The following is an 18619-nucleotide window of genomic DNA, read 5'->3' as shown; positions in this document are numbered from 1 at the left end:
GTTCCTATGTCAGCTGTTTCTGTAGTTGAGTGTGAGGGTGGTCGCAAACAGAAAAGCCAAGATCATGCTTATGAAGTACAGGCAGTCATGCAATGTCAACTTGCCGTTATCCATCGCGCTGAAGCGGGAAATCGGATCAAGGGATATCAAACTGTCGATAATCCATATGGGGGTCTGCTGTTCCAGTGCATCCAACATTGAAGATATCCCACTGGCGGCCAGCAACAAGCACAGCGTCAAGAGGGAAATCATAACGCGTTGGTTCGTCAGCACACAGGCAAAGCAACCTACAGAGAGATAGCTTCCCGCCAATAACCAACTGGCGAAGAACTGTGATGCGATAACGGTATTGTCGGGGGTGCCAAGGTAATTGACAGCCATCACCCAAGGGAAATTAAGCATCAAAGCGATGCCACAGACGATCCATGCCGCCATAAACTTTCCAACCACTCGCTGCGTCGGAGTGACGGGTAAGGATTTCAATGTGTCGCAAAAGCCGGTATTGGATTCGTCTGACCATAACTGCGTCGATAAAATCGGTACCAGTAGCAGATAGAGCCAAGGATGCAGTTCGAAGAACGCCTGCAAATCGCTGCTGTTTTGTTCCAGCCAGTGATGGCTGTGCAACCCCAGCGTCGCACCCAGCACGAGAAAAACCGCCACACTCAGATAAGTGCTCGGTGACGAGGCAAAGCTGGCGAGTTGTCGTTTGAAAATGATGGCTAGCAGTCTCAAGGATTTACCTCATGGCTCAGATGGTGAACGACATCGTTCAGGCGACCCGGCTCCAGATTCATTGACGTTATGTTCCAGCCACGGTGGGTGATGAGCGCGTTGATTGAAGGGAAGATGGAGTGCCCGGGCATGGCCAGAACAGTCACCTTGCCGGGGGCATGCCGGTCTTCTTCGATGCCTGCGACGCCAGGTAATACGGCAAGCGCCAGCAAATCCAGCGGGGTGTCCGCCGCCAGGGTCACCGCTTGGAAATGCCGGGAACTGCGTTGCAAATCCGGCAGTGAAGCGTCGGCCACCAGGCGGCCGTCGGCGATGACCAAGGCACGGGTGCAGGTATCCGCTAACTCTTGATAACGGCGGGAGGCGATGATGATCGTCATTTCCTCGGTCAGGGATTGGATGAGTGCCCTGAACTTGAGCCTTTGATCAGGGCATAGTCCCTCCGTAGGCTCATCCAGCAGAAGCAGGCTTGGGGAGTGCAGGAGTGCCTGGGCCATTGCGACTCTGCGCTTCAAGCCAAGTGGAAGCACATCGATCGGGCAGTTGAGCACGGGCAGCAGTTCCAGTCGCGTGACTACTTGCTCGACTCGACTGCGCTTTTCAACACCGCTCAAACCGCGAATAGCGGCAATAAAATTGAGCATATGCCTGACGGACATCCTGTGATGATTGAGGCCTTCCTGGAGTTGATAGCCAACGACTTTTTTGGCTTGGAGTGAATGGGTCTGGGTACTGAAGCCTTGGATAGTGATTTGTCCTGAAGTAGGTTTGATTGCCCCGGCAATCAAACTCAGCAGTGCTGTTTTTCCTGCACCACTCTCTCCCAGCAGGGCCACACACTCCTGGCGCTGGGCGCAGAAGGAGAGGTTGGTGATAACGCTTTTTTTGCCCAGCTGTTTTGTCAAGTTGCTTATCTCGATCATATTTTTACCGAATAAGTTTTGCAGGGCGTGTGAGAGGTGCCGGCCGTATGGGAGAGAGCTTTAAAAAGGGTACGTTCAATAAAGTGGCTTGGGAACGCGAGACGTAACTAATAAGAAGAATCCTACGTTCGGCTCGATAATTCGCTGAAACAATTGTTTTGTTTGGAAGACTTATTAAAGCTCGGATGTTTATCTGGTGTTTATATAAGGTTTTTTCTTTTGTAATGAGGCCTGATTGCCATGATGCTTCTACGTACTCTTGTTCTTGAACGTAACGACGAAGACGCGCCCGTTAACGGCGCGTTGCTGTGTGGGTTCGCTGTCACGCAAACCGGGTCCAACTTTCTCGTGTATAGCCTGGATGAGGAGACCGAACCCGGTCACTCCCGGGTCTATATCGCGGTATTACGTAAAAAGCTCGAACGCTATTTTCTGGGGGGGGTTGATTCAAAAGAGGACCTGCAATCAGCGATGCAGGTCTTCAAGCAGATCCTGATGATGGCGGCCGCGTCAGGTTCGAAGGCAAGCTCGATTGGCGACGCTGAGGTTCCCTTTCACTTTATTGACTTGAAGGGCTGCCGGCTGCCGCCTGCCAGGCCCGAGGATCATCACTCGGTGATCATCAAGAAGGCATTGGTCATGAAGGTGATCACCTTGGGTATGTCTGCGCCGGCGTTGCCTGCGATCGAAAGCAGCGCAGTGATCGTGCCGTCCATTCGCTTTTCGTCGCAAATGGTTGCGCCTCCCCGAAATCCGCGCGCACCCACGGCTGTGCCGCAGCCTGTGGATGAAGACACCTTTGAAGAGCCGGCGCAGTCGCTGGCCGCGATACCGCAGTTGCAGGTCAAGACCAGTGCGCCGCCTGTCCCGGATGAACAAAATGACAGTCAGTTTGAGCCAAACAACCTGCGGCTGGAGCCACCCGAGCCCGACCACTTGGACCCGCCTGCCCACCTGGAACATACCTCTTTGCTTGAAATGGACAGCGCGCTGAGCAATCTGGCCAAGGTCGCCCAAGAGTTGACGCAAAAAAAATGCGCCGTCCTCGAGAAAGAACAAATGCTTGAACAGTGGCAGGCGTCCCTGCAACAGCAGCAGAGCCAACTGGATGAAAAAGGCCGTGAACTTGAGCAGCGCCATACCTATTTGCAGAAGCAGGGGTTGGAGGTCAGTCAGAAAGCCGAAAAGCTGACAATGATGATGTTGCAGTTGTCCGGCATGCGCCAGCGCATGCAGGGCATGCTGCTTGAGTTGGATCAAGTCCTGGAGGGCCATGGGTGAGGTTACAGGGGGCGCCGGCCTGGATACTTTCCAGGGTTCATTTATCATCAGTCCCAGCCAGCCGCTGCCTGGGCATGATGCCCTGGCGTATCGGCATCATTAGACATTGCCTGGGGATGTGAGCGTTTGAGTACCAAGCTGATTACCAAAGAGGGTCATGAAGCGCTGAAAAAAGAGCTGGATTACCTATGGCGTGAAAAACGTCCGGATACCACGCGCAAAGTGACCTGGGCAGCCTCCCTGGGAGATCGCAGTGAAAACGCCGATTACCAGTACAACAAGAAGCTGCTGCGCGAGATCGACCGACGGGTGCGTTACCTGCGCAAACGCCTGGAAGACATGCGGGTGGTGGAGTACATGCCCGAGCAGGAGGGCAAGGTGTTTTTCGGCGCATGGGTCGAAATCGAAAACGAACAGGGCGAGGCCAAGCGTTTTCGCATCGTGGGTTATGACGAGATCTACGACCGTATGGATTACATCTCCATCGACTCACCCATGGCACGGGCCCTGCTGCGCAAGGAGGTGGATGACGAGGCAGTCGTACAGACCCCAGGCGGAGAGGTGTGCTGGTGGATCACCAAGATCGAATATGTAAAGCCGGCCTGATGGCACGTACCCTTGGCAGAGTACGCGCCATCGGGGGTCAGCTTTCGCGCAGAACGGTCAGCGGGCTGGCATTCAGTGCGCGGCGCGTGCCAAATACCCCGGCAGCGCCAATCAGCAAGGCACCGATTACGGGCAGCAGTAACAACCACGGGTGGGGATGCCACGCCAGGTCAAATGCATAGCGGTACAGCACCCAGGTCACCAGTTCGGTGCCCAGTGCCGCCAACAAGCCGCTGACGGCGCCCAGCAGGCCGAACTCAATGCGTCGGGCCTTGACCAGCAACTTACGCTCGGCACCCAAGGCGCGTAGCAATGCACCTTGGCGGATTCGTTCATCCAGGGTGGCCTGCAGGCCAGAGAACAAAACCGCCATGCCCGCCGCGAGGACAAACAACAGCACGTATTCGACTGCCAGCGTTACTTGGGCAAGGATGCTGCGCAACTGCTCCAGCAGGGCCTCGACCTGCAGGATAGTGACCGCCGGGAAGGCCCGTGACAGGTCGACGATCTGTTGGTCATGGCCGGGAGCCAAGTAGAAGCTGGTCAGGTAGGTCGCTGGCAGATCCTTCAAGGTGCCCGGTTGGAAAATCATGAAGAAGTTGGGCTGGAAGTTATCCCAGTTGATGGTACGCAGGCTGGTGACCCGCGCTTCACGATTTTCCCCGCCGATGGTGAACAACAGATGGTCGTTGAGCTTGAGCTTCAAGCTCTCGGCCACTTTGGCTTCCACCGACACGCCAGGAACCCCGTCAGTGGGTTGCGCCGACCACCAGGTACCTGCCGTCAGGACGTTACCCGCTGGCAAGTCGGCCGCCCAAGTCAGGCTCAGGTCACGTTGAGTGGCACGGTCGCCACTGGAGTCCTTGCTGACAATCTCCTGCACGGGTTCGCCATTGATGCTGATCAGGCGCCCTGGCACCACCGGGTAGAGCGGCGCTGCTTGTGCCTGGACGTCCAGCAGGCGGGCGCCAAAGGCGTCCTTGTCGGCTGGCAGGATATTCAGGGCGAAGTAGTTGGGCGCATCCTTGGGCAACTGGTTTTGCCAGGTGTCGAGCAATTCGCCCCGCAACAGCGCGATCAACCCCATGGACAACAGGATCAAGCCAAAGGCCAGGGATTGGCCCGCTGCCGCCAACGGGTGACGCAACAATTGGCCCAGGCCCAGGCGCCACGGCAGGGAGGCGCGAGCCAGTAGCCGCCGCAGGCTCTGTAGCAACAACAGCAGCAAGCCACCCAGGAGCAGCGCAGCGACTACACCGCCACCGAGTAACGCGAAGGTCAATACCAGGTCCAGGCTCAGGCGCCACATGATCAGGCCCAAGGCAAACAGTGCCGCGCCGTAGACCATCCAAGTACTTGAAGGAATAGGCAGCAAATCGCGGCGCAATACCCGCAGCGGTGGTACCCGCCCCAGTGCGGCCAGCGGCGGGAGGGCGAAGCCGGCGAGGGCCACCAGCCCGGTGCCGATCCCGGCGACAGCCGGCAGCAACCCGCCTGGCGGTACGTCGGCGGGCAGCAGGTCGTGCAGGAAGTAGAACAGGCCAAATTGCGCCAGCCAGCCGAGCAGGGCGCCGGCCAGGCTTGCCAGCAAGCCCAGCACGCTCAGTTGCAGGCTGAACAGCAGCATGGCTTCACGGCGCGACAGGCCCAGGCAGCGCAACAACGCGCTGGCATCGAAACGTCGACTGGCGAATCGGTTGGCCGACAGCGCCACGGCCACGCCAGCCAGCAGCACGGCCACCAGGCTGGCCATGTTCAGGTAACGTTCGGCCTTGCCCAGCGCGCCGCCGATTTGCTGGTTGCCATCGCGGGAGTCCTGCAGCCGCTGGTTGGCAGCCAGGCCCGGTTTGACCAGGTCGCGATAGGTTTGCAGCGCAGTGCTGCCTTGTGGCGCACGCCATAGTTCGCGGTAGCTCACACGGCTGCCTGGCTGGACGACACCGGTGGCGTCCAGGTCCGCCAGGTTGATCATGACCCTGGGCGTGAGGCTGTAGAAGTTCCCGGCCCGGTCGGGCTCGTAGGTCAGGATGCGCGCCAGGCGCAGGGTCTTCATGCCGACATCGATGCTGTCGCCGATTTTCAGGTCCAGCGCCGTCAGCAATCGTGCTTCCACCCAGGCTTCACCGGGTTTGGGACCACCGCCAGGAGTTTGCGTACCGAAGGGCTCGGTGCTGCTTTTAAGCTCGCCGCGCAAGGGGTACTGCTCGTTGACCGCCTTGATGCTGGAGAGCTGGATGCCATTATCGGTGGCAATAACGCTGGAGAACTCCACGATACGAGCGTGATCCAGGCTCAGTTCGGTCCCGGATTTGATTTGCTCGGGACGGGCCGGCGAGCTGCCTTCGAGCACCAGGTCGGCGCCGAGGAATTCGGTGGCGCGCAGCAGCATGGCGCCGTTGAGGCGTGCACCAAAGTAGCCGATGGCGGTGCTGGCAGCCACGGCCACCAGCAGGGCAAAGAACAGCACGCGCAATTCGCCGGCGCGGGCATCGCGCAGTAACTGACGCATGGCAAGGCTGAACAGACGCAATAGCGGCAAACGTGCCATCAAGGCTCCAGGGGCGCGACCATCAGGCCGGCTTCAAGGCGGATCAGGCGTCGGCAACGGTGGGCCAGGCGCTCGTCGTGGGTGACCAGTACCAGGGTCGTACCGCTCTCTTTATTCAACTCGAACAGCAGATCGCTGATGCGCTCGCCAGTATGGCTGTCGAGGTTGCCGGTGGGCTCGTCGGCAAACAGCACGTCCGGTTCGGCGGCAAACGCGCGGGCTATCGCCACGCGTTGTTGCTCGCCACCGGACAGCTGACGGGGCGAGTGGGTCAGGCGCTGGCCCAGGCCTACGCGCTCCAGCAGGTGTTTGGCTCGCTCGCGGGCGTCCTGGCGACCGTCCAGCTCCAGCGGCAGCATCACGTTTTCCAGTGCATTCAAGCTGTCGAGCAATTGGAAGGATTGGAATACGAAGCCCACATGTTCGGCACGGATGCGTGCGCGCTGGTCTTCGTCGAGGGTGCTCAGGGCTTGCCCGGCCAGGGTGACTTCGCCGCTGCTGGGCAGGTCGAGGCCGGCCAGCAGGCCCAGTAGCGTGGATTTGCCGGAACCGGAGCTGCCGACGATAGCCAGGCTATCGCCCTTGTTCAGTTCCAGGCTCAGTTCGTGCAGGATAGTCAGTTCACCTTCCGCGCTGGGAACCACTTTGCTAAGGTTTCGCGCGGTGAGAATGCTTGCGCCCATGGAGAATCCGATGCGAGTGTGGTTTTTGAGTGCTGGCCTGGCCTTGATGTGCATGGCCCAGAACGCAGCGGCGGGTACAATCCTGATCGTTGGCGATAGTATCAGTGCCGGTTTCGGCCTGGATACCCGCAAAGGGTGGGTCGCGTTGCTGGAGCAACGGCTCAAGCAGGAGGGTTTTGACGATAAAGTGGTCAATGCTTCCATCAGTGGCGACACCAGCGCGGGAGGCCTCGCGCGGCTGCCCGCGGCGCTTACAACGCACAAACCGGACGTTGTGGTGATCGAGTTGGGTGGCAACGATGGCTTGCGCGGCCAGCCGCCTGCGCAATTGCAACAAAATCTTGCCTCGATGATCCAGCAGTCCCGGGACAGCGGCGCCAAGGTGCTGCTGTTGGGCATGCAGATTCCGCCCAATTACGGCAAGCGCTATGTCGAAGACTTTGCCAAGGTATTCGGTGATGTGGCACAGAAAGAAAAGGTGCCGTTTGTGCCGTTTTTCCTCGAGGGCGTGGGTGGCCATCCGGAGTTGATGCAGGCTGACGGGCTACACCCGGCAGTCGGGGCGCAAGACAAGTTGCTGGAAAATGTCTGGCCAACGCTAAAACCGCTGTTATGACGCTTTTCTACCGGCAGGCTTTCGGCTAAGGTGGCGCCCCCCCGATTTGGAGCCCTCGATGTCGCGCCCTGCCTGGTCCCTGTTTAACTACCAACTGATCGAGCCGGACGAGCAGCTGGACCTGTTCGCCTGCCAGGAAGTGCGGGTGCATTTGGTGGCGCGTCAATTGGAACTGGGCGGCTCGATCGATCGCACGCTCTGCGGCACTCTATTGCCGGCACAGCCACGCTGGTCATCGGTCAACCGCTCGATTTTCCAAGACCAGCGACTCTGCCCGTTATGCCGGGCAATTCTCGAATCGCAAAAGCGCGGCACTCCGCCGATCTGGCCGGAGCTGCGCTTCGAGTTATAGAAGCAGCTGCAAGCATCAAGCTGTAAGCTGTAAGCTAGCGGCTGAAAGCTTGTAGCTCGCTTTTAACCTACCCGTCGTCTTGCGAAGGATTTTCCGGATGTTGTCGCGCCTTTCCGTCGTCACCTGCTGCCTGTCTCTTGCTGCGCTTTGTGCGGCGGGTTCGGCGGCGGCCTTGCAGTTGCCCTTGCCGCCGCCCGGTGAGGACATTGTTGGCCAGGTCCAAGTGATCAAGGCCAAGTACGAAGACACCTTTGCCGACCTTGGCACCACCTACGACCTGGGCTATTCGGAAATGGTTGCGGCCAACCCGGGTGTCGATGCCTGGTTACCAGGTGCGGGTACCGAGATTGTGCTGCCGACACGCTTTATCCTGCCGCCCGGGCCGCGGGAAGGCATTGTGATCAACCTGGCGGAATACCGGCTCTACTACTATCCAAAAGGCCAAAACGTCGTCTATACCTTCCCCCTGGGCATTGGCCGGGAAGGCTGGGGTTCGCCGATCGCCCATACCAGTATCATCGCCAAGACGCCGAATCCGACCTGGACGCCACCGGCCTCGATCAAGGCCGAGCACGCCGCCAACGGTGACCCGCTGCCCAACGTGGTGCCTGCCGGCCCGGACAACCCGCTGGGGCCCTTCAAGTTCACCCTGGGCACGCCGGGTTACCTGATTCACGGCTCCAACATGAAGTTTGGTATCGGCACGCGCACCAGCCACGGTTGCTTCCGCATGTTCAATAACAACGTGTTGGAAATGGCGGGCATGGTGCCGGTAGGCACGTCAGTGCGCATCATCAATGACGCGTACAAGTTCGGCAGCAGTGGTGGCAAGGTTTACCTTGAGGCTCACACGCCGTTGAACGATGACGGTACGCCATCGGTGGTCGACAAGCACACCGCGGTCATCAATGCGTTGCTCAAGCGCGAAGACCTGTCCAATAAACTGCGGGTCAACTGGGACCAGGTGCGTGATGTGGTCGCCGCCGAGGATGGCTTGCCGACCGAAATTGGAGTGCCAGGCGCGGCGCCCGTGGCCTCAAGTACCCCAGCCGACCTGCTGTAGGAGCGAGCTTGCTCGCGAAAAACCTGAGGGCGCCGCTGACATTCAGGACGCCCGCGTTATCGTTGACCATCTTCGCGAGCAAGCGCGCTCCTACAGGTGGCGCGGGCCAAATCAAAGGCAAAAAAAAGCCGACCCATAAATGGATCGGCTTGATAACAACCCCGAAGGATTATTACTTGCGGCTTGCTTTTTCAAGCATGCGCAGAGCGCGCTCGTTAGCTTCGTCAGCAGTCTGTTGTGCTTTTTGAGCAGCAGCCAGAGCTTCATCAGCTTTACGGTAGGCTTCGTCTGCACGGGCCTGGGAGCGAGCTGCTGCGTCTTCAGTTGCAGTCAGACGAGCTTCGGTTTCTTTGGAGACGCTGCTGCAACCGGTAGCCAGAACTGCGGCCAGAGCCAGAGCAGAGAATTTCAGAACGTTGTTCATCGTGTTCCCCTTCAAGGACTTTCAATTTAATGGCTACTTTCTCAGAGTGAGCTAATAGCCGGCGTACATACTACCCATTACTTGTAGTAAGTAAACTGACGTTGCGCAAGAAGCAAAAAAAATTCTTGTGCCGAATCTATTTTGGCTAATCTTTTGGCGGTCTGTATGAAAACTGTCCAGATTTTTGCACCTCGACGAACATTGGATCCAGGCTGAAAGGGCCGGCCCGCATGTGTTAAGCCTTGTAAACAGATGAAATTTTATATAACGAAGCGGGGCACTTTGGTTGCGCTTGGCTTTACTGCGCAAGGTATCTTTCGCGCATCTAGAGGTGACTTTAAGTGCGCCAGTTCGTCTCAAGGTTCAACTGCCGGCAATGTTCAGGCTATCGGTCACCGGTTGATCGAGGCCCTTTCTATATCCACCAGCGGCAGGGGATGACGAGTGCGCCTTGAGCAATTTCAGGATTGGTGCCTACTATTCCCTATGTGCTGGTTGTGAGCGCTCACGGTTTTCTCGCTGTCGAAACCGGCACGGGGTGGCGTAGATGTTCCTTCGCCGGAAAAACATCGGTAAGGTAGGGTCGTTAATTCAGACCCGCGAGGAGTAGTGATGAGCGAGGCGTTGTCCATCCACCATGACCAGGCTGGTCATCAGTTCGAGACCAATGTGGACGGTCATCGTGCCTACCTGACCTACATGGACCTCGGGAAGCAGACCCTGGATATCTATCGCACCTTCGTGCCCAACGCACTGCGGGGGCGAGGCATTGCGGCTGCGTTGACCGAGGAAGCCTTGAAGTTTGCCGAAGAGGCTGGCTACACGGTGATCCCCTCATGCTCCTATGTCGAACGCTATATGGAGCGCCACCAGCGCCATGCTGCGAAGCTGTAACTGACCAGTTGCCAATAAAAAACGCCGGGCTTGGCCCGGCGTTTTTGTGTGCGCGAAACAGGTATTGGCTCAGGTGCGTTTGCGCTGGGGCAACACGTCCTTGAGTTTGGCATGCATGCTGCGCAGGGTGGTTTCAGTGGCCGACCAGTCGATGCAGGCATCGGTGATCGACACGCCGTATTGCAAATCGGCCAAGTCTTTTGGAATCGCCTGGCAACCCCAGTTCAAATGGCTCTCGACCATCAAGCCGATGATCGACTGGTTGCCCTCCAGGATCTGGTTGGCGACGTTCTCCATCACCAACGGCTGCAACGCCGGGTCTTTGTTGGAGTTGGCGTGGCTGCAGTCAACCATGATGTTTGGCTTGATCTTGGCCTTGTTCAGTGCCTGTTCGCACAATGCGACGCTGACCGAGTCATAGTTGGGCTTGCCATTGCCGCCACGCAGCACCACGTGACCGTAGGCGTTGCCCTTGGTCGTCACGATGGACACGCCGCCTTCCTGGTTGATACCCAGGAAACGGTGAGGGCTGGAGACCGATTGCAGCGCATTGATCGCCACGGTCAGGCCGCCGTCGGTGCCGTTCTTGAAGCCTACGGCCGAGGACAGGCCGGACGCCATTTCACGGTGGGTCTGGGATTCGGTGGTACGTGCGCCGATGGCCGACCAGCTGATCAGGTCCTGCAGGTATTGCGGGGAGATCGGGTCGAGGGCTTCGGTTGCGGTGGGCAGGCCCATTTCAGCCAGGTCCAGCAGCAGCTTGCGACCGATGTGCAAGCCATCCTGGATTTTGAAGGAGTCGTCCAGGTATGGGTCGTTGATCAAGCCTTTCCAGCCGACGGTGGTACGCGGCTTCTCGAAATACACGCGCATGACCAGGTACAAGGTGTCGGACACCTCTGCCGCCAGCACCTTGAGGCGCTCGGCATATTCGTGGGCGGCCTTGAGGTCGTGGATAGAGCAGGGCCCGATCACCACGAACAGGCGGTGGTCGGTGCCGTCGAGAATGTCACGGATGACTTCGCGGCCCTTGGTGACGGTCTGCAGGGCAGCGTCGCTCAGGGGGATTTCGCGCTTGAGCTGATCGGGGGTGATCAGGGTCTCGTTGGATTCAACGTTAAGGTCATTGATCGGTAAATCAGCCATCGTGTTACTCGCCAGGGTCACGGGTGCCGGCCGCCAGCTATCCCCGTGCGGCGGGCACAGCATGATTTGAATGCAGGGGGGAGGAACCTTAGCGCGTAACACGGGCCCGCGACAATGGGCAAAGCCCGGTTTAATCCAGCGCTGGCTACACAATCGCCTCATGGGAGAACTCGTCAGCATGGCGCGACACCCAGTCACGGGCCATGGCTTCAAGTTGCGCAGGCGTTGGCTCGGCATCTTCGTGCAGGCGGCAGTAACGCTCGATCTGGCACACTTGCTCACCCATTCGCGCACCGAACAAGGCGTGTTCATCGGTAAAGCAAATACCGATGCGATAGCCCTGTTCGACTTTGCGGCACCAGGCGACATAGCCCGGATAACGGGCGCTGGGCCCCAGGGAAGGGATATGCAGATCAACCGCCGTGCCGGCGCGCCAGGCACGTGGCCAATTGCAGGCGACGCCGCCGCGGCCGATAGTGTGCAGGCGTTGGCGGGGCAGGGCGGGAGAGGGACGTTGGATCAACTCGACAGCGACATCATCAGGGTGAGGTAAAAAACGACCCATGTACACGGACTCCGAGCGCCGTCCAGTTGACGGTAATGGCAGCAGTATAGTGAAGGAACTGGAATTGACCGACCTGGATATTGACCAGCAATTGCTGGGATTGCCAGGTATTTCGCTGGTAGTGTTCACCAGTGTCGGTTGTGCCAGTTGCCGCTGGGCACGCCAGCAGTTGCCTGGCTGGCACTTGCCGGTGGACCGCGTGTGCTGGGTGGATGCCGGGCACAACGGCGGTGCGGTGGAACGCTACCAGATCTTTCATTTGCCGGCGTTGTTCTTGGTGTGCGAGGGTCAATTCCTTGGGCAATTACAGGCACGTCTTACAGCATCCGACCTCGCTGAATGCGTAAACCAGGCGCTCAATCGAATACCAGAGGATTTGCCATGACAGCAGTTGCAGCCCCGTCGCCACGCATTGGCATTATCGGTACCGGTGCCATTGGTGGTTACTACGGACTGATGCTGGCGCGTGCCGGCTTCGATGTGCATTTCCTGTTGCGCAGCGAATATGCCGCGGTGAGCAGGCATGGCCTGCACGTCAACAGTACGGTGCATGGGCAACTGCACCTGCATCCGGTGCAGGCCTATGCCAGCGCCGCCGACATGCCGCCGTGCGACTGGCTACTGGTGGGCACCAAGTCCACCGGCAATGTGGACTTGGCGCCAACCATCGCCCAGGTGGCGGCGCCGGACGCCAAAGTGGTGCTCTTGCAAAACGGCCTCGATGTGGAAGACAGCCTGCGTGAACACCTGCCGCCGTCGCTACATCTGTTGGGCGGCCTGTGCTACATCGGTGTACACCGCTCGGCCCCCGGTGTGGTCGAGCATCAGGCGTTGGGCCGGGTCAACCTGGGCTATCACAGTGGCGCGGCGGCCAACGACGAGGTGCAGCAACAGGCGATTGTCGAAGCCGGTGCCGGGCTGTTTCATCAAGCTGGCATCGAGTCCCAGGCCATGGCCAATGTGCATCTGGCGCGTTGGCACAAGCTGGTCTGGAACGTGCCGTTCAACGGCCTCTCTGTGTTGCTGGGCACGGGCACCACGGCCATGATGGCCGATGAGTCCAGCCGCGAGTTGATCCAGGCGCTGATGGCCGAGGTGGTGCAGGGCGCTCATGCCTGCGGGCATGAAATTCCTGCCAGTTACGCTGGGCAGATGTTCGCCATGACAGAAACCATGGACGACTACCTGCCCAGCATGTACCACGACCATCTGCACAAGCGGCCGCTGGAGCTGGCGGCCATCTACGCCCGCCCCTTGGCCGCTGCCAAAGCGGCCGGTTGCGAACTGCCACGCATGCAGGCGCTCTATCAGGCCTTGAGTTTTATTGATCGGCACAACCGCTGATTGGGGGGAACTACCATGGTGAAGGGATTGGCTGACAAACTGGTGCTGGCGATTTCCTCACGAGCGCTGTTCGACCTGAGTGACAGCCACAAGGTTTATCTGGCTGAAGGGGTCGAGGCTTACCGCAAATACCAGATCGAGCACGAGGAAGAAACCCTCGAGCCTGGCGATGCCTTCCCGCTGGTCAAGAAGCTGCTGAGCCTGAATGCCAGCCTGGGGCGTGCGCGGGTCGAGGTGGTGTTGGTGTCGCGCAACAGTGCCGATACCGGGCTGCGGGTGTTCAACTCGATCCAGCATTACGGCCTGGATATTTCCCGCGCCGCTTTCGTAGGCGGGCGTAGTCCCTATCCCTATTTGGCCGCCTTCGGTTGTCATCTGTTTCTCTCCACCCATGCTGAAGATGTGCGCAGCGCCCTCGATGCCGGGTTTGCGGCCGCGACGATTTTGTCCGGCGGCCCGCGCCGCGCTTCCAGTGAAGAGCTGCGCATCGCATTCGATGGCGATGCCGTGCTGTTCTCCGATGAGTCCGAACGTGTCTACCAGGCCGGTGGGCTGGCAGCCTTCCAGGCCAGCGAGCGAGAGTCGGCGCGCCAGCCTTTGCACGGCGGTCCGTTCAAGGGCTTCCTGGCGGCACTGAACCTGTTGCAACGCGAGTTTGCCGATGAGGCCTGCCCGATCCGCACCGCGTTGGTCACCGCACGTTCGGCACCGTCCCATGAACGTGTGATCCGCACGTTGCGCGAGTGGGATATCCGGCTGGACGAGTCGCTGTTCCTAGGTGGCCTGGAAAAATCCGCGTTTCTGGAAGCCTTTGCCGCCGATGTGTTTTTCGATGACCAGGCCGGCCATTGCGAGAAAGCCAGGGAGGTAGTGGCCACCGGGCACGTGCCCCATGGCATCAGCAATGAGTTGAGAATCCAGACCGAGAGCTAGCTGCTAAGCTCATTCAATTCCCGCCATCCTGGCAATCCAGGAGGTTTTATGATTCGCTCGATGCTGTTTGCCACGGACCTCGGTCTGTATGCACCCTATGTGATGCAACATGCAGTGGCGCTGGCGCGAACGTTCAAGGCTGACCTGTATGTGATCCACGTGGTCGAGCCCATTGGCTTGTTCGCCGAATCGGTGTTGCAGAGCTACCTTGATGAAACCGCCTTGAGCGAATGGCAGAGCAAGGGGCTGAGCACGGTGATGGCGACGATTGAACAGCGCGTGCTGGACAGCTTTCGCGAGGAGTGGGAGGAAGGGGAGCAGGACCTGCAATGGATTCGCTCGGTCAAGGTTATCCAGGGGGACCCTTGCGAGGTGATTCTCGACCAGTTGCGAAAACTGTCCGTCGACTTGCTGGTCGTAGGCAGTCATAGCCAGGCGACCGGCGTGGCCGTCCCCCTTGGGCGTACCGCCGCACGGGTGTTGCAGTTGTCCCCGGTGCCGGTTTACCTGGTGCCGTCGCTGCAGCGTCGGCGCAGTGACGATAGTTGATCGGTAAAAACGATAAAAAGTTCTAGATTTATCCGTCAAACCTTTAATATAGTTATATACCGTCGCTGATACCCGTGGCGTCTATCTGCTTTGAGGGATTCATATGAAGCTTCAACAACTGCGCTACATCTGGGAAGTGGCGCACCACGACCTCAACGTTTCCGCTACCGCTCAAAGCCTCTATACCTCGCAGCCTGGTATCAGCAAGCAGATCCGCCTGCTCGAAGACGAGTTGGGCGTCGAAGTCTTCGCACGCAGCGGCAAACACTTGACCCGCGTCACTCCAGCTGGCGAGCGCATCATCACCACCGCCGGCGAGATCCTGCGTAAAGTCGAAAGCATCAAGCAGATCGCCCAGGAGTTCTCCAACGAGAAGAAAGGCACCTTGTCGATCGCCACCACTCACACCCAGGCGCGCTATGCATTGCCGCCGGTGATCCGTGATTTCATCAAGCAATACCCGGACGTAGCGCTGCACATGCACCAGGGTTCGCCGATGCAGATTGCCGAGATGGCCGCTGACGGCACCGTCGATTTTGCCATCGCCACCGAGGCCCTGGAATTGTTCGGCGACCTGGTAATGATGCCCTGCTACCGTTGGAACCGCTGCGTGGTTGTGCCCCAGGGGCACCCTTTGGCCAAGCTGCCGAAGCTGACCCTGGAAGCCTTGGCTGAATACCCGATCGTGACCTACGTGTTCGGCTTTACCGGCCGTTCCAAGCTCGACGAAGCGTTCAGCCATCGCGGCCTCACGCCCAAGGTGGTGTTCACCGCTGCCGATGCCGACGTGATCAAGACCTATGTGCGCCTGGGCCTGGGCGTCGGAATCGTCGCCAAGATGGCGGTCGACACCAACCTGGACAAAGACCTGGTGGTGCTGGATGCCAGCGAACTGTTCGAGTCCAGCGTGACCAAGATCGGTTTCCGCCGCGGTACCTTTCTGCGCGGCTTCATGTGCGACTTCATCGAGAAGTTCGCACCGCACCTGACCCGCGAAGTAATGGCCAAGGCGATCCAGTGCCACAACAAGCAAGAGCTGGAAGAGTTGTTCGACGGCGTTGAATTGCCCGTCCACTGACCGCGATGACCCTGTAGGAGCGAGCTTGCTCGCGAAGATCGCCAACGTTAACGCGGGGCGCCAGGTAGAATGCAGCGCCCTTGCGTTCCTTCGCGAGCAAGCTCGCTCCTACAGAGGGCTGCAGGTTATCTGGCCTCGGTAACCGTATAGTGCTGCCGAGCGCCGGCCACCAGAATCTCTACCTCTTCATCGATACGCTTGCCCAGCAGGCCTTTGCCCAGGGGCGAGCGTGGCGTGATGACCGTCACCGGTTGCCCCACCACATCCACTTTCAAACCCGCCGCATCCGGCGCCAGGAACAGCCATTGCTGGCGACCGTCCTCGTCTTCCAGGCCCACCAGCGTGCCTATCTCTATCCCGCGTCGATCATCGTATGCACGTAGCTGCAGTTGCTGGCACAGCACCAGCGATTGCTTGATCTCCTCCACTCGTCGAGCCTGCCCAGTGGCCAGGTACGAAGCCTCCAGGCCGAGGGTGTCGTATTTGTTCTCGGCAATGTTTTCTTCGTGGGTCGCGGTTTCGTAGGCGGTCTGCGCGGCGCGTTGGACGATGTCGAGGTCGACGGTGAGCTTTTCCAGGATCAACTGGAGCACGGCGTGTTTATTCATGGCGGTATTTGGCATCAATCGCAGAATTGCAGGACATTGGCCCGCGTCTTTTCATTGGGGGCGTTCTGGTCTTGTTGCAGCCAGAACTGGCATTTGGGGTTGGACAGGTTACGCGCGTTGCTTCGGGCCTGGTCCAGGGCCTGTTGTTGTGCCTGTTTTTGCAGGTTTTGTTGGTACTGTTCGAACAGACGGTTCGGTGGCTGCGGCTCAACCATCGCCGGTTTGCCCAATTGCTGAACCGCCTGTGCCACCGGCGCCAGGCTCTGGGGGAACAGGTAGCGAGACGCCAGCCAGGTGGTCAGCGCAATGGCGATAAACCCTAGCCACACGCCTGCGGCAATCGCGATGCAGAGTTTGAGCAGCGATAACGGACGGTCAGACATAAGAGCTTCCTGGCAGGCATTGACGGCATGACGGTGATTGTCGCACAGCCTCCGTGCAGAATAATCGCGATCAAGCCTTCTGCATCCACGCATTTATGCGGACAATCGAACCTTTGATCGATGGAGCCCGGAATGAAAGCCCGCTGGGATATTTTTTGCAGTGTCGTCGACAACTACGGCGACATCGGCGTGACCTGGCGCCTGGCCCGGCAGTTGGTGGTGGAGCATGGCTGTGACGTGCGCTTGTGGGTCGATGACCTGCGGGCCTTCGAACGCATGTGCCCGGACATTGATGTGCAGGTGGGCCAGCAATGGCAAGAGGGCGTCGAAGTGCGTCACTGGCCGGCCGAATGGCCAGGCGCGCACCCGGCCGATGTGGTGATTGCTGCGTTCGCCTGCCAGCTACCGCCTGAGTACATGGACTGCATGGCCGAGCGTGAGCGTGTGCCATTGTGGATGAACCTGGATTACCTCAGCGCCGAAGACTGGGTGGTGGGCTGTCATCGCTTGCCTTCGGTGAAGTACAAAGGCGTGCAGAAATACTTTTTCTTCCCCGGGTTTCGCCCTGGCACCGGCGGCCTGTTGCGTGAAGCCGGCTTGTTGGAGCGACGCCAGGCGTTTCAACAGGACGCCGCCGCGCAGCAACAGTTCCTGCAAAGCCTGGGCGTTGCTCCGACGGCCGGCGCGCGTTTGATGTCGCTGTTTGCCTATGAGAATGACGGGTTGCCCGGTTGGCTGGACGTGCTGGCAGCCGATGGGCGTGGGACGCACTTGCTGGTGCCGGAAGGGCGCATTCTGGGGGATGTGCAACGCTGGCTGGGGGTGAGCAGTTTGTCGGCGGGAGACACTCAGGTGCGCGGCGCGCTGACCGTTCAGGTCATTGCATTCGTGCGTCAGGAGCAATATGACCGATTGCTATGGTGCTGCGAATTCAACGCCGTACGGGGCGAAGACTCGTTCGTGCGTGCCCAGTGGGCGGGGAGGCCAATGCTATGGCACATCTACCGCCAGGACGAAGACATCCACCTGGACAAGCTCGATGCCTTCCTGGAACTGTACACTGCCGCACTTTCACCGGCCGCCAAGGCTGCCGTCGTCACGCTCTGGCAAGCCTGGAACGCTGATGGCGATATGGCACAGTCCTGGAAAATGCTGCTGGAACACTGGCCCGAGGTCACCCAGCACGCTGAGAAGTGGTGTCTGGAACAAGGCTTGCAGGCTGATCTTGCGACGGCGCTGGTACAGTTTTATGAAAGTTGGATATGATACGCCACCTTGATTTTTGTCAATCCCATCCAAATTTCGGATATACGCAATGAAAACTGGTAAAGAACTGAAACCCGGTACAGTGATCCGTCTCGAAAACGACCCTTGGCTGGTTCAGAAAGCTGAGTTCACCAAGTCTGGTCGTAACAGCGCAATCATGAAGACCAAGCTGAAGAACCTGCTGACCGGTTACAAGACCGAGATCGTCTACAGCGCCGATGACAAACTGGACGACGTAATCCTCGACCGCAAAGAAGCGACCCTGTCCTTCATCAGCGGCGACACCTACACGTTCATGGACACTACCGACTACACCATGTACGAGCTGAACGCTGAAGATATCGAAGCCGTTCTGCCGTTCATCGAAGAAGGCATGGAAGACGTCTGCGAAGCTATCTTCTTCGAAGATCGCCTGGTTTCCGTAGAGCTGCCGACCACCATCGTGCGTCAGGTTGACTACACCGAAGGTTCCGCTCGCGGTGACACTTCCGGCAAGGTGATGAAGCCTGCCAAACTGAAGAACGGTACCGAGCTGAGCGTTGCAGACTTCATCGAAATCGGCGACATGATCGAGATCGACACCCGTGAAGGTGGTTCGTACAAAGGTCGCGCCAAGAAGTAA

General features: G+C 58.9%; 22 protein-coding genes and 1 pseudogene. 13 read left to right on the top strand and 10 right to left on the bottom strand.

Annotated elements, in window-relative coordinates:
- Positions 1 to 9 precede the first annotated feature (9 nt).
- Entirely contained in the window at positions 10 to 735 is a 726-nt protein-coding gene (locus BT204_RS21215) for an ABC transporter permease (protein ID WP_054920162.1), read from the bottom strand.
- Positions 732 to 1658 (bottom strand): ABC transporter ATP-binding protein, encoded by a 927-nt coding sequence (locus BT204_RS21210; protein WP_054920161.1) that lies wholly within the window; start codon positions 1656 to 1658, stop codon positions 732 to 734. The genes BT204_RS21215 and BT204_RS21210 overlap by 4 nt, the downstream gene beginning before the upstream one ends.
- A gap of 240 nt (positions 1659 to 1898) precedes the next feature.
- Between BT204_RS21210 and BT204_RS21205 the strand changes: the two genes are divergently transcribed.
- Both BT204_RS21205 and greB read left to right on the top strand, forming a co-directional pair.
- Entirely contained in the window at positions 1899 to 2939 is a 1041-nt protein-coding gene (locus tag BT204_RS21205) for a hypothetical protein (protein WP_054897906.1), read from the top strand.
- A gap of 126 nt (positions 2940 to 3065) precedes the next feature.
- Positions 3066 to 3545: a transcription elongation factor GreB gene (greB, locus tag BT204_RS21200; RefSeq protein ID WP_054897905.1), complete on the top strand. Its 480-nt coding sequence runs from the start codon at positions 3066 to 3068 to the stop codon at positions 3543 to 3545.
- Between the two features lie 37 nt (positions 3546 to 3582).
- On the opposite strand, the gene BT204_RS21195 is transcribed toward greB, so the two are convergent.
- Both BT204_RS21195 and BT204_RS21190 read right to left on the bottom strand, forming a co-directional pair.
- Complete coding sequence (locus BT204_RS21195; protein ID WP_072448187.1) at positions 3583 to 6093, bottom strand: ABC transporter permease; 2511 nt, start codon at positions 6091 to 6093, stop codon at positions 3583 to 3585.
- Positions 6093 to 6776: an ABC transporter ATP-binding protein gene (locus tag BT204_RS21190; protein WP_003189864.1), complete on the bottom strand. Its 684-nt coding sequence runs from the start codon at positions 6774 to 6776 to the stop codon at positions 6093 to 6095. The genes BT204_RS21195 and BT204_RS21190 overlap by 1 nt, the downstream gene beginning before the upstream one ends.
- Before the next feature lie 10 nt (positions 6777 to 6786).
- Between BT204_RS21190 and BT204_RS21185 the strand changes: the two genes are divergently transcribed.
- The 3 genes from BT204_RS21185 to BT204_RS21175 all read left to right on the top strand — a co-directional run bounded on the left by BT204_RS21185 (position 6787) and on the right by BT204_RS21175 (position 8807).
- Complete coding sequence (locus BT204_RS21185; RefSeq protein ID WP_072448185.1) at positions 6787 to 7392, top strand: arylesterase; 606 nt, start codon at positions 6787 to 6789, stop codon at positions 7390 to 7392.
- Positions 7393 to 7450: 58 nt separating this feature from the next.
- On the top strand, positions 7451 to 7744 hold the full coding sequence (locus tag BT204_RS21180) for a hypothetical protein (protein WP_003189866.1): 294 nt from the start codon (positions 7451 to 7453) through the stop codon (positions 7742 to 7744).
- Between the two features lie 97 nt (positions 7745 to 7841).
- Positions 7842 to 8807, top strand: coding sequence for a L,D-transpeptidase family protein (locus BT204_RS21175; protein WP_072448183.1), 966 nt, complete (start codon positions 7842 to 7844; stop codon positions 8805 to 8807).
- Here the strand turns inward: BT204_RS21175 and BT204_RS28200 are convergent.
- Together BT204_RS28200 and oprI are read right to left on the bottom strand one after the other, a co-directional pair.
- A pseudogene (locus BT204_RS28200) lies at positions 8803 to 8928 on the bottom strand (outer membrane lipoprotein carrier protein LolA); the annotation flags it as partial. The gene BT204_RS21175 and the pseudogene BT204_RS28200 overlap by 5 nt on opposite strands.
- A gap of 51 nt (positions 8929 to 8979) precedes the next feature.
- Complete coding sequence (gene oprI, locus BT204_RS21165; RefSeq protein ID WP_003172710.1) at positions 8980 to 9231, bottom strand: outer membrane lipoprotei OprI; 252 nt, start codon at positions 9229 to 9231, stop codon at positions 8980 to 8982.
- Positions 9232 to 9843: 612 nt separating this feature from the next.
- Between oprI and BT204_RS21160 the strand changes: the two genes are divergently transcribed.
- Positions 9844 to 10125, top strand: a complete 282-nt coding sequence (locus BT204_RS21160; protein ID WP_003189869.1) for a GNAT family N-acetyltransferase — start codon at positions 9844 to 9846, stop codon at positions 10123 to 10125.
- A gap of 69 nt (positions 10126 to 10194) precedes the next feature.
- On the opposite strand, the gene BT204_RS21155 is transcribed toward BT204_RS21160, so the two are convergent.
- Positions 10195 to 11271 carry a 3-deoxy-7-phosphoheptulonate synthase gene (locus tag BT204_RS21155; RefSeq protein WP_003189871.1) on the bottom strand — a complete coding sequence of 359 codons (1077 nt, stop codon included), beginning with the start codon at positions 11269 to 11271 and terminating at the stop codon, positions 10195 to 10197.
- A 145-nt stretch (positions 11272 to 11416) separates the two neighbouring features.
- Positions 11417 to 11836, bottom strand: a complete 420-nt coding sequence (locus BT204_RS21150; protein WP_054920158.1) for a hypothetical protein — start codon at positions 11834 to 11836, stop codon at positions 11417 to 11419.
- On the opposite strand from BT204_RS21150, the gene BT204_RS21145 reads away from it, so the two are divergent.
- From BT204_RS21145 to cysB, 5 genes are all read left to right on the top strand, one after another.
- Positions 11835 to 12221, top strand: coding sequence for a YbbN family protein (locus BT204_RS21145; RefSeq protein WP_034126730.1), 387 nt, complete (start codon positions 11835 to 11837; stop codon positions 12219 to 12221). The genes BT204_RS21150 and BT204_RS21145 overlap by 2 nt on opposite strands.
- A complete protein-coding gene (locus tag BT204_RS21140) occupies positions 12218 to 13180 on the top strand; it encodes a putative 2-dehydropantoate 2-reductase (RefSeq protein ID WP_072448180.1) in 963 nt (320 codons plus the stop codon). Before BT204_RS21145 ends, BT204_RS21140 begins: the two co-directional genes overlap by 4 nt.
- 15 nt (positions 13181 to 13195) lie before the next feature.
- Positions 13196 to 14113, top strand: a complete 918-nt coding sequence (locus BT204_RS21135) for a 5'-nucleotidase (protein ID WP_034126732.1) — start codon at positions 13196 to 13198, stop codon at positions 14111 to 14113.
- A 48-nt stretch (positions 14114 to 14161) separates the two neighbouring features.
- Entirely contained in the window at positions 14162 to 14662 is a 501-nt protein-coding gene (locus BT204_RS21130; RefSeq protein ID WP_034126733.1) for a universal stress protein, read from the top strand.
- Between the two features lie 103 nt (positions 14663 to 14765).
- The gene (gene cysB, locus BT204_RS21125; protein WP_003189876.1) at positions 14766 to 15740 is read left to right on the top strand and encodes an HTH-type transcriptional regulator CysB; all 975 of its coding nucleotides are present in this window, start codon (positions 14766 to 14768) and stop codon (positions 15738 to 15740) included.
- A 125-nt stretch (positions 15741 to 15865) separates the two neighbouring features.
- Here the strand turns inward: cysB and BT204_RS21120 are convergent, their stop codons facing one another.
- Positions 15866 to 16348 (bottom strand): GreA/GreB family elongation factor, encoded by a 483-nt coding sequence (locus tag BT204_RS21120; protein WP_060765069.1) that lies wholly within the window; start codon positions 16346 to 16348, stop codon positions 15866 to 15868.
- A 14-nt stretch (positions 16349 to 16362) separates the two neighbouring features.
- Positions 16363 to 16731, bottom strand: a complete 369-nt coding sequence (locus BT204_RS21115) for a hypothetical protein (RefSeq protein ID WP_054920156.1) — start codon at positions 16729 to 16731, stop codon at positions 16363 to 16365.
- A gap of 132 nt (positions 16732 to 16863) precedes the next feature.
- On the opposite strand from BT204_RS21115, the gene earP reads away from it, so the two are divergent.
- Entirely contained in the window at positions 16864 to 17997 is a 1134-nt protein-coding gene (gene earP / locus BT204_RS21110; RefSeq protein ID WP_072448178.1) for an elongation factor P maturation arginine rhamnosyltransferase EarP, read from the top strand.
- Between the two features lie 49 nt (positions 17998 to 18046).
- Positions 18047 to 18619, top strand: coding sequence for an elongation factor P (locus tag BT204_RS21105; RefSeq protein ID WP_032892737.1), 573 nt, complete (start codon positions 18047 to 18049; stop codon positions 18617 to 18619).

The sequence above is a fragment of the Pseudomonas sp. NFPP02 genome (genome assembly GCF_900119355.1).
Classification (GTDB): Bacteria; Pseudomonadota; Gammaproteobacteria; order Pseudomonadales; family Pseudomonadaceae; genus Aquipseudomonas; species Aquipseudomonas paracarnis.
The sequence above is the reverse complement of the archived record's forward strand: the minus strand, read 5'-3'. Positions and strand labels throughout refer to the sequence as shown.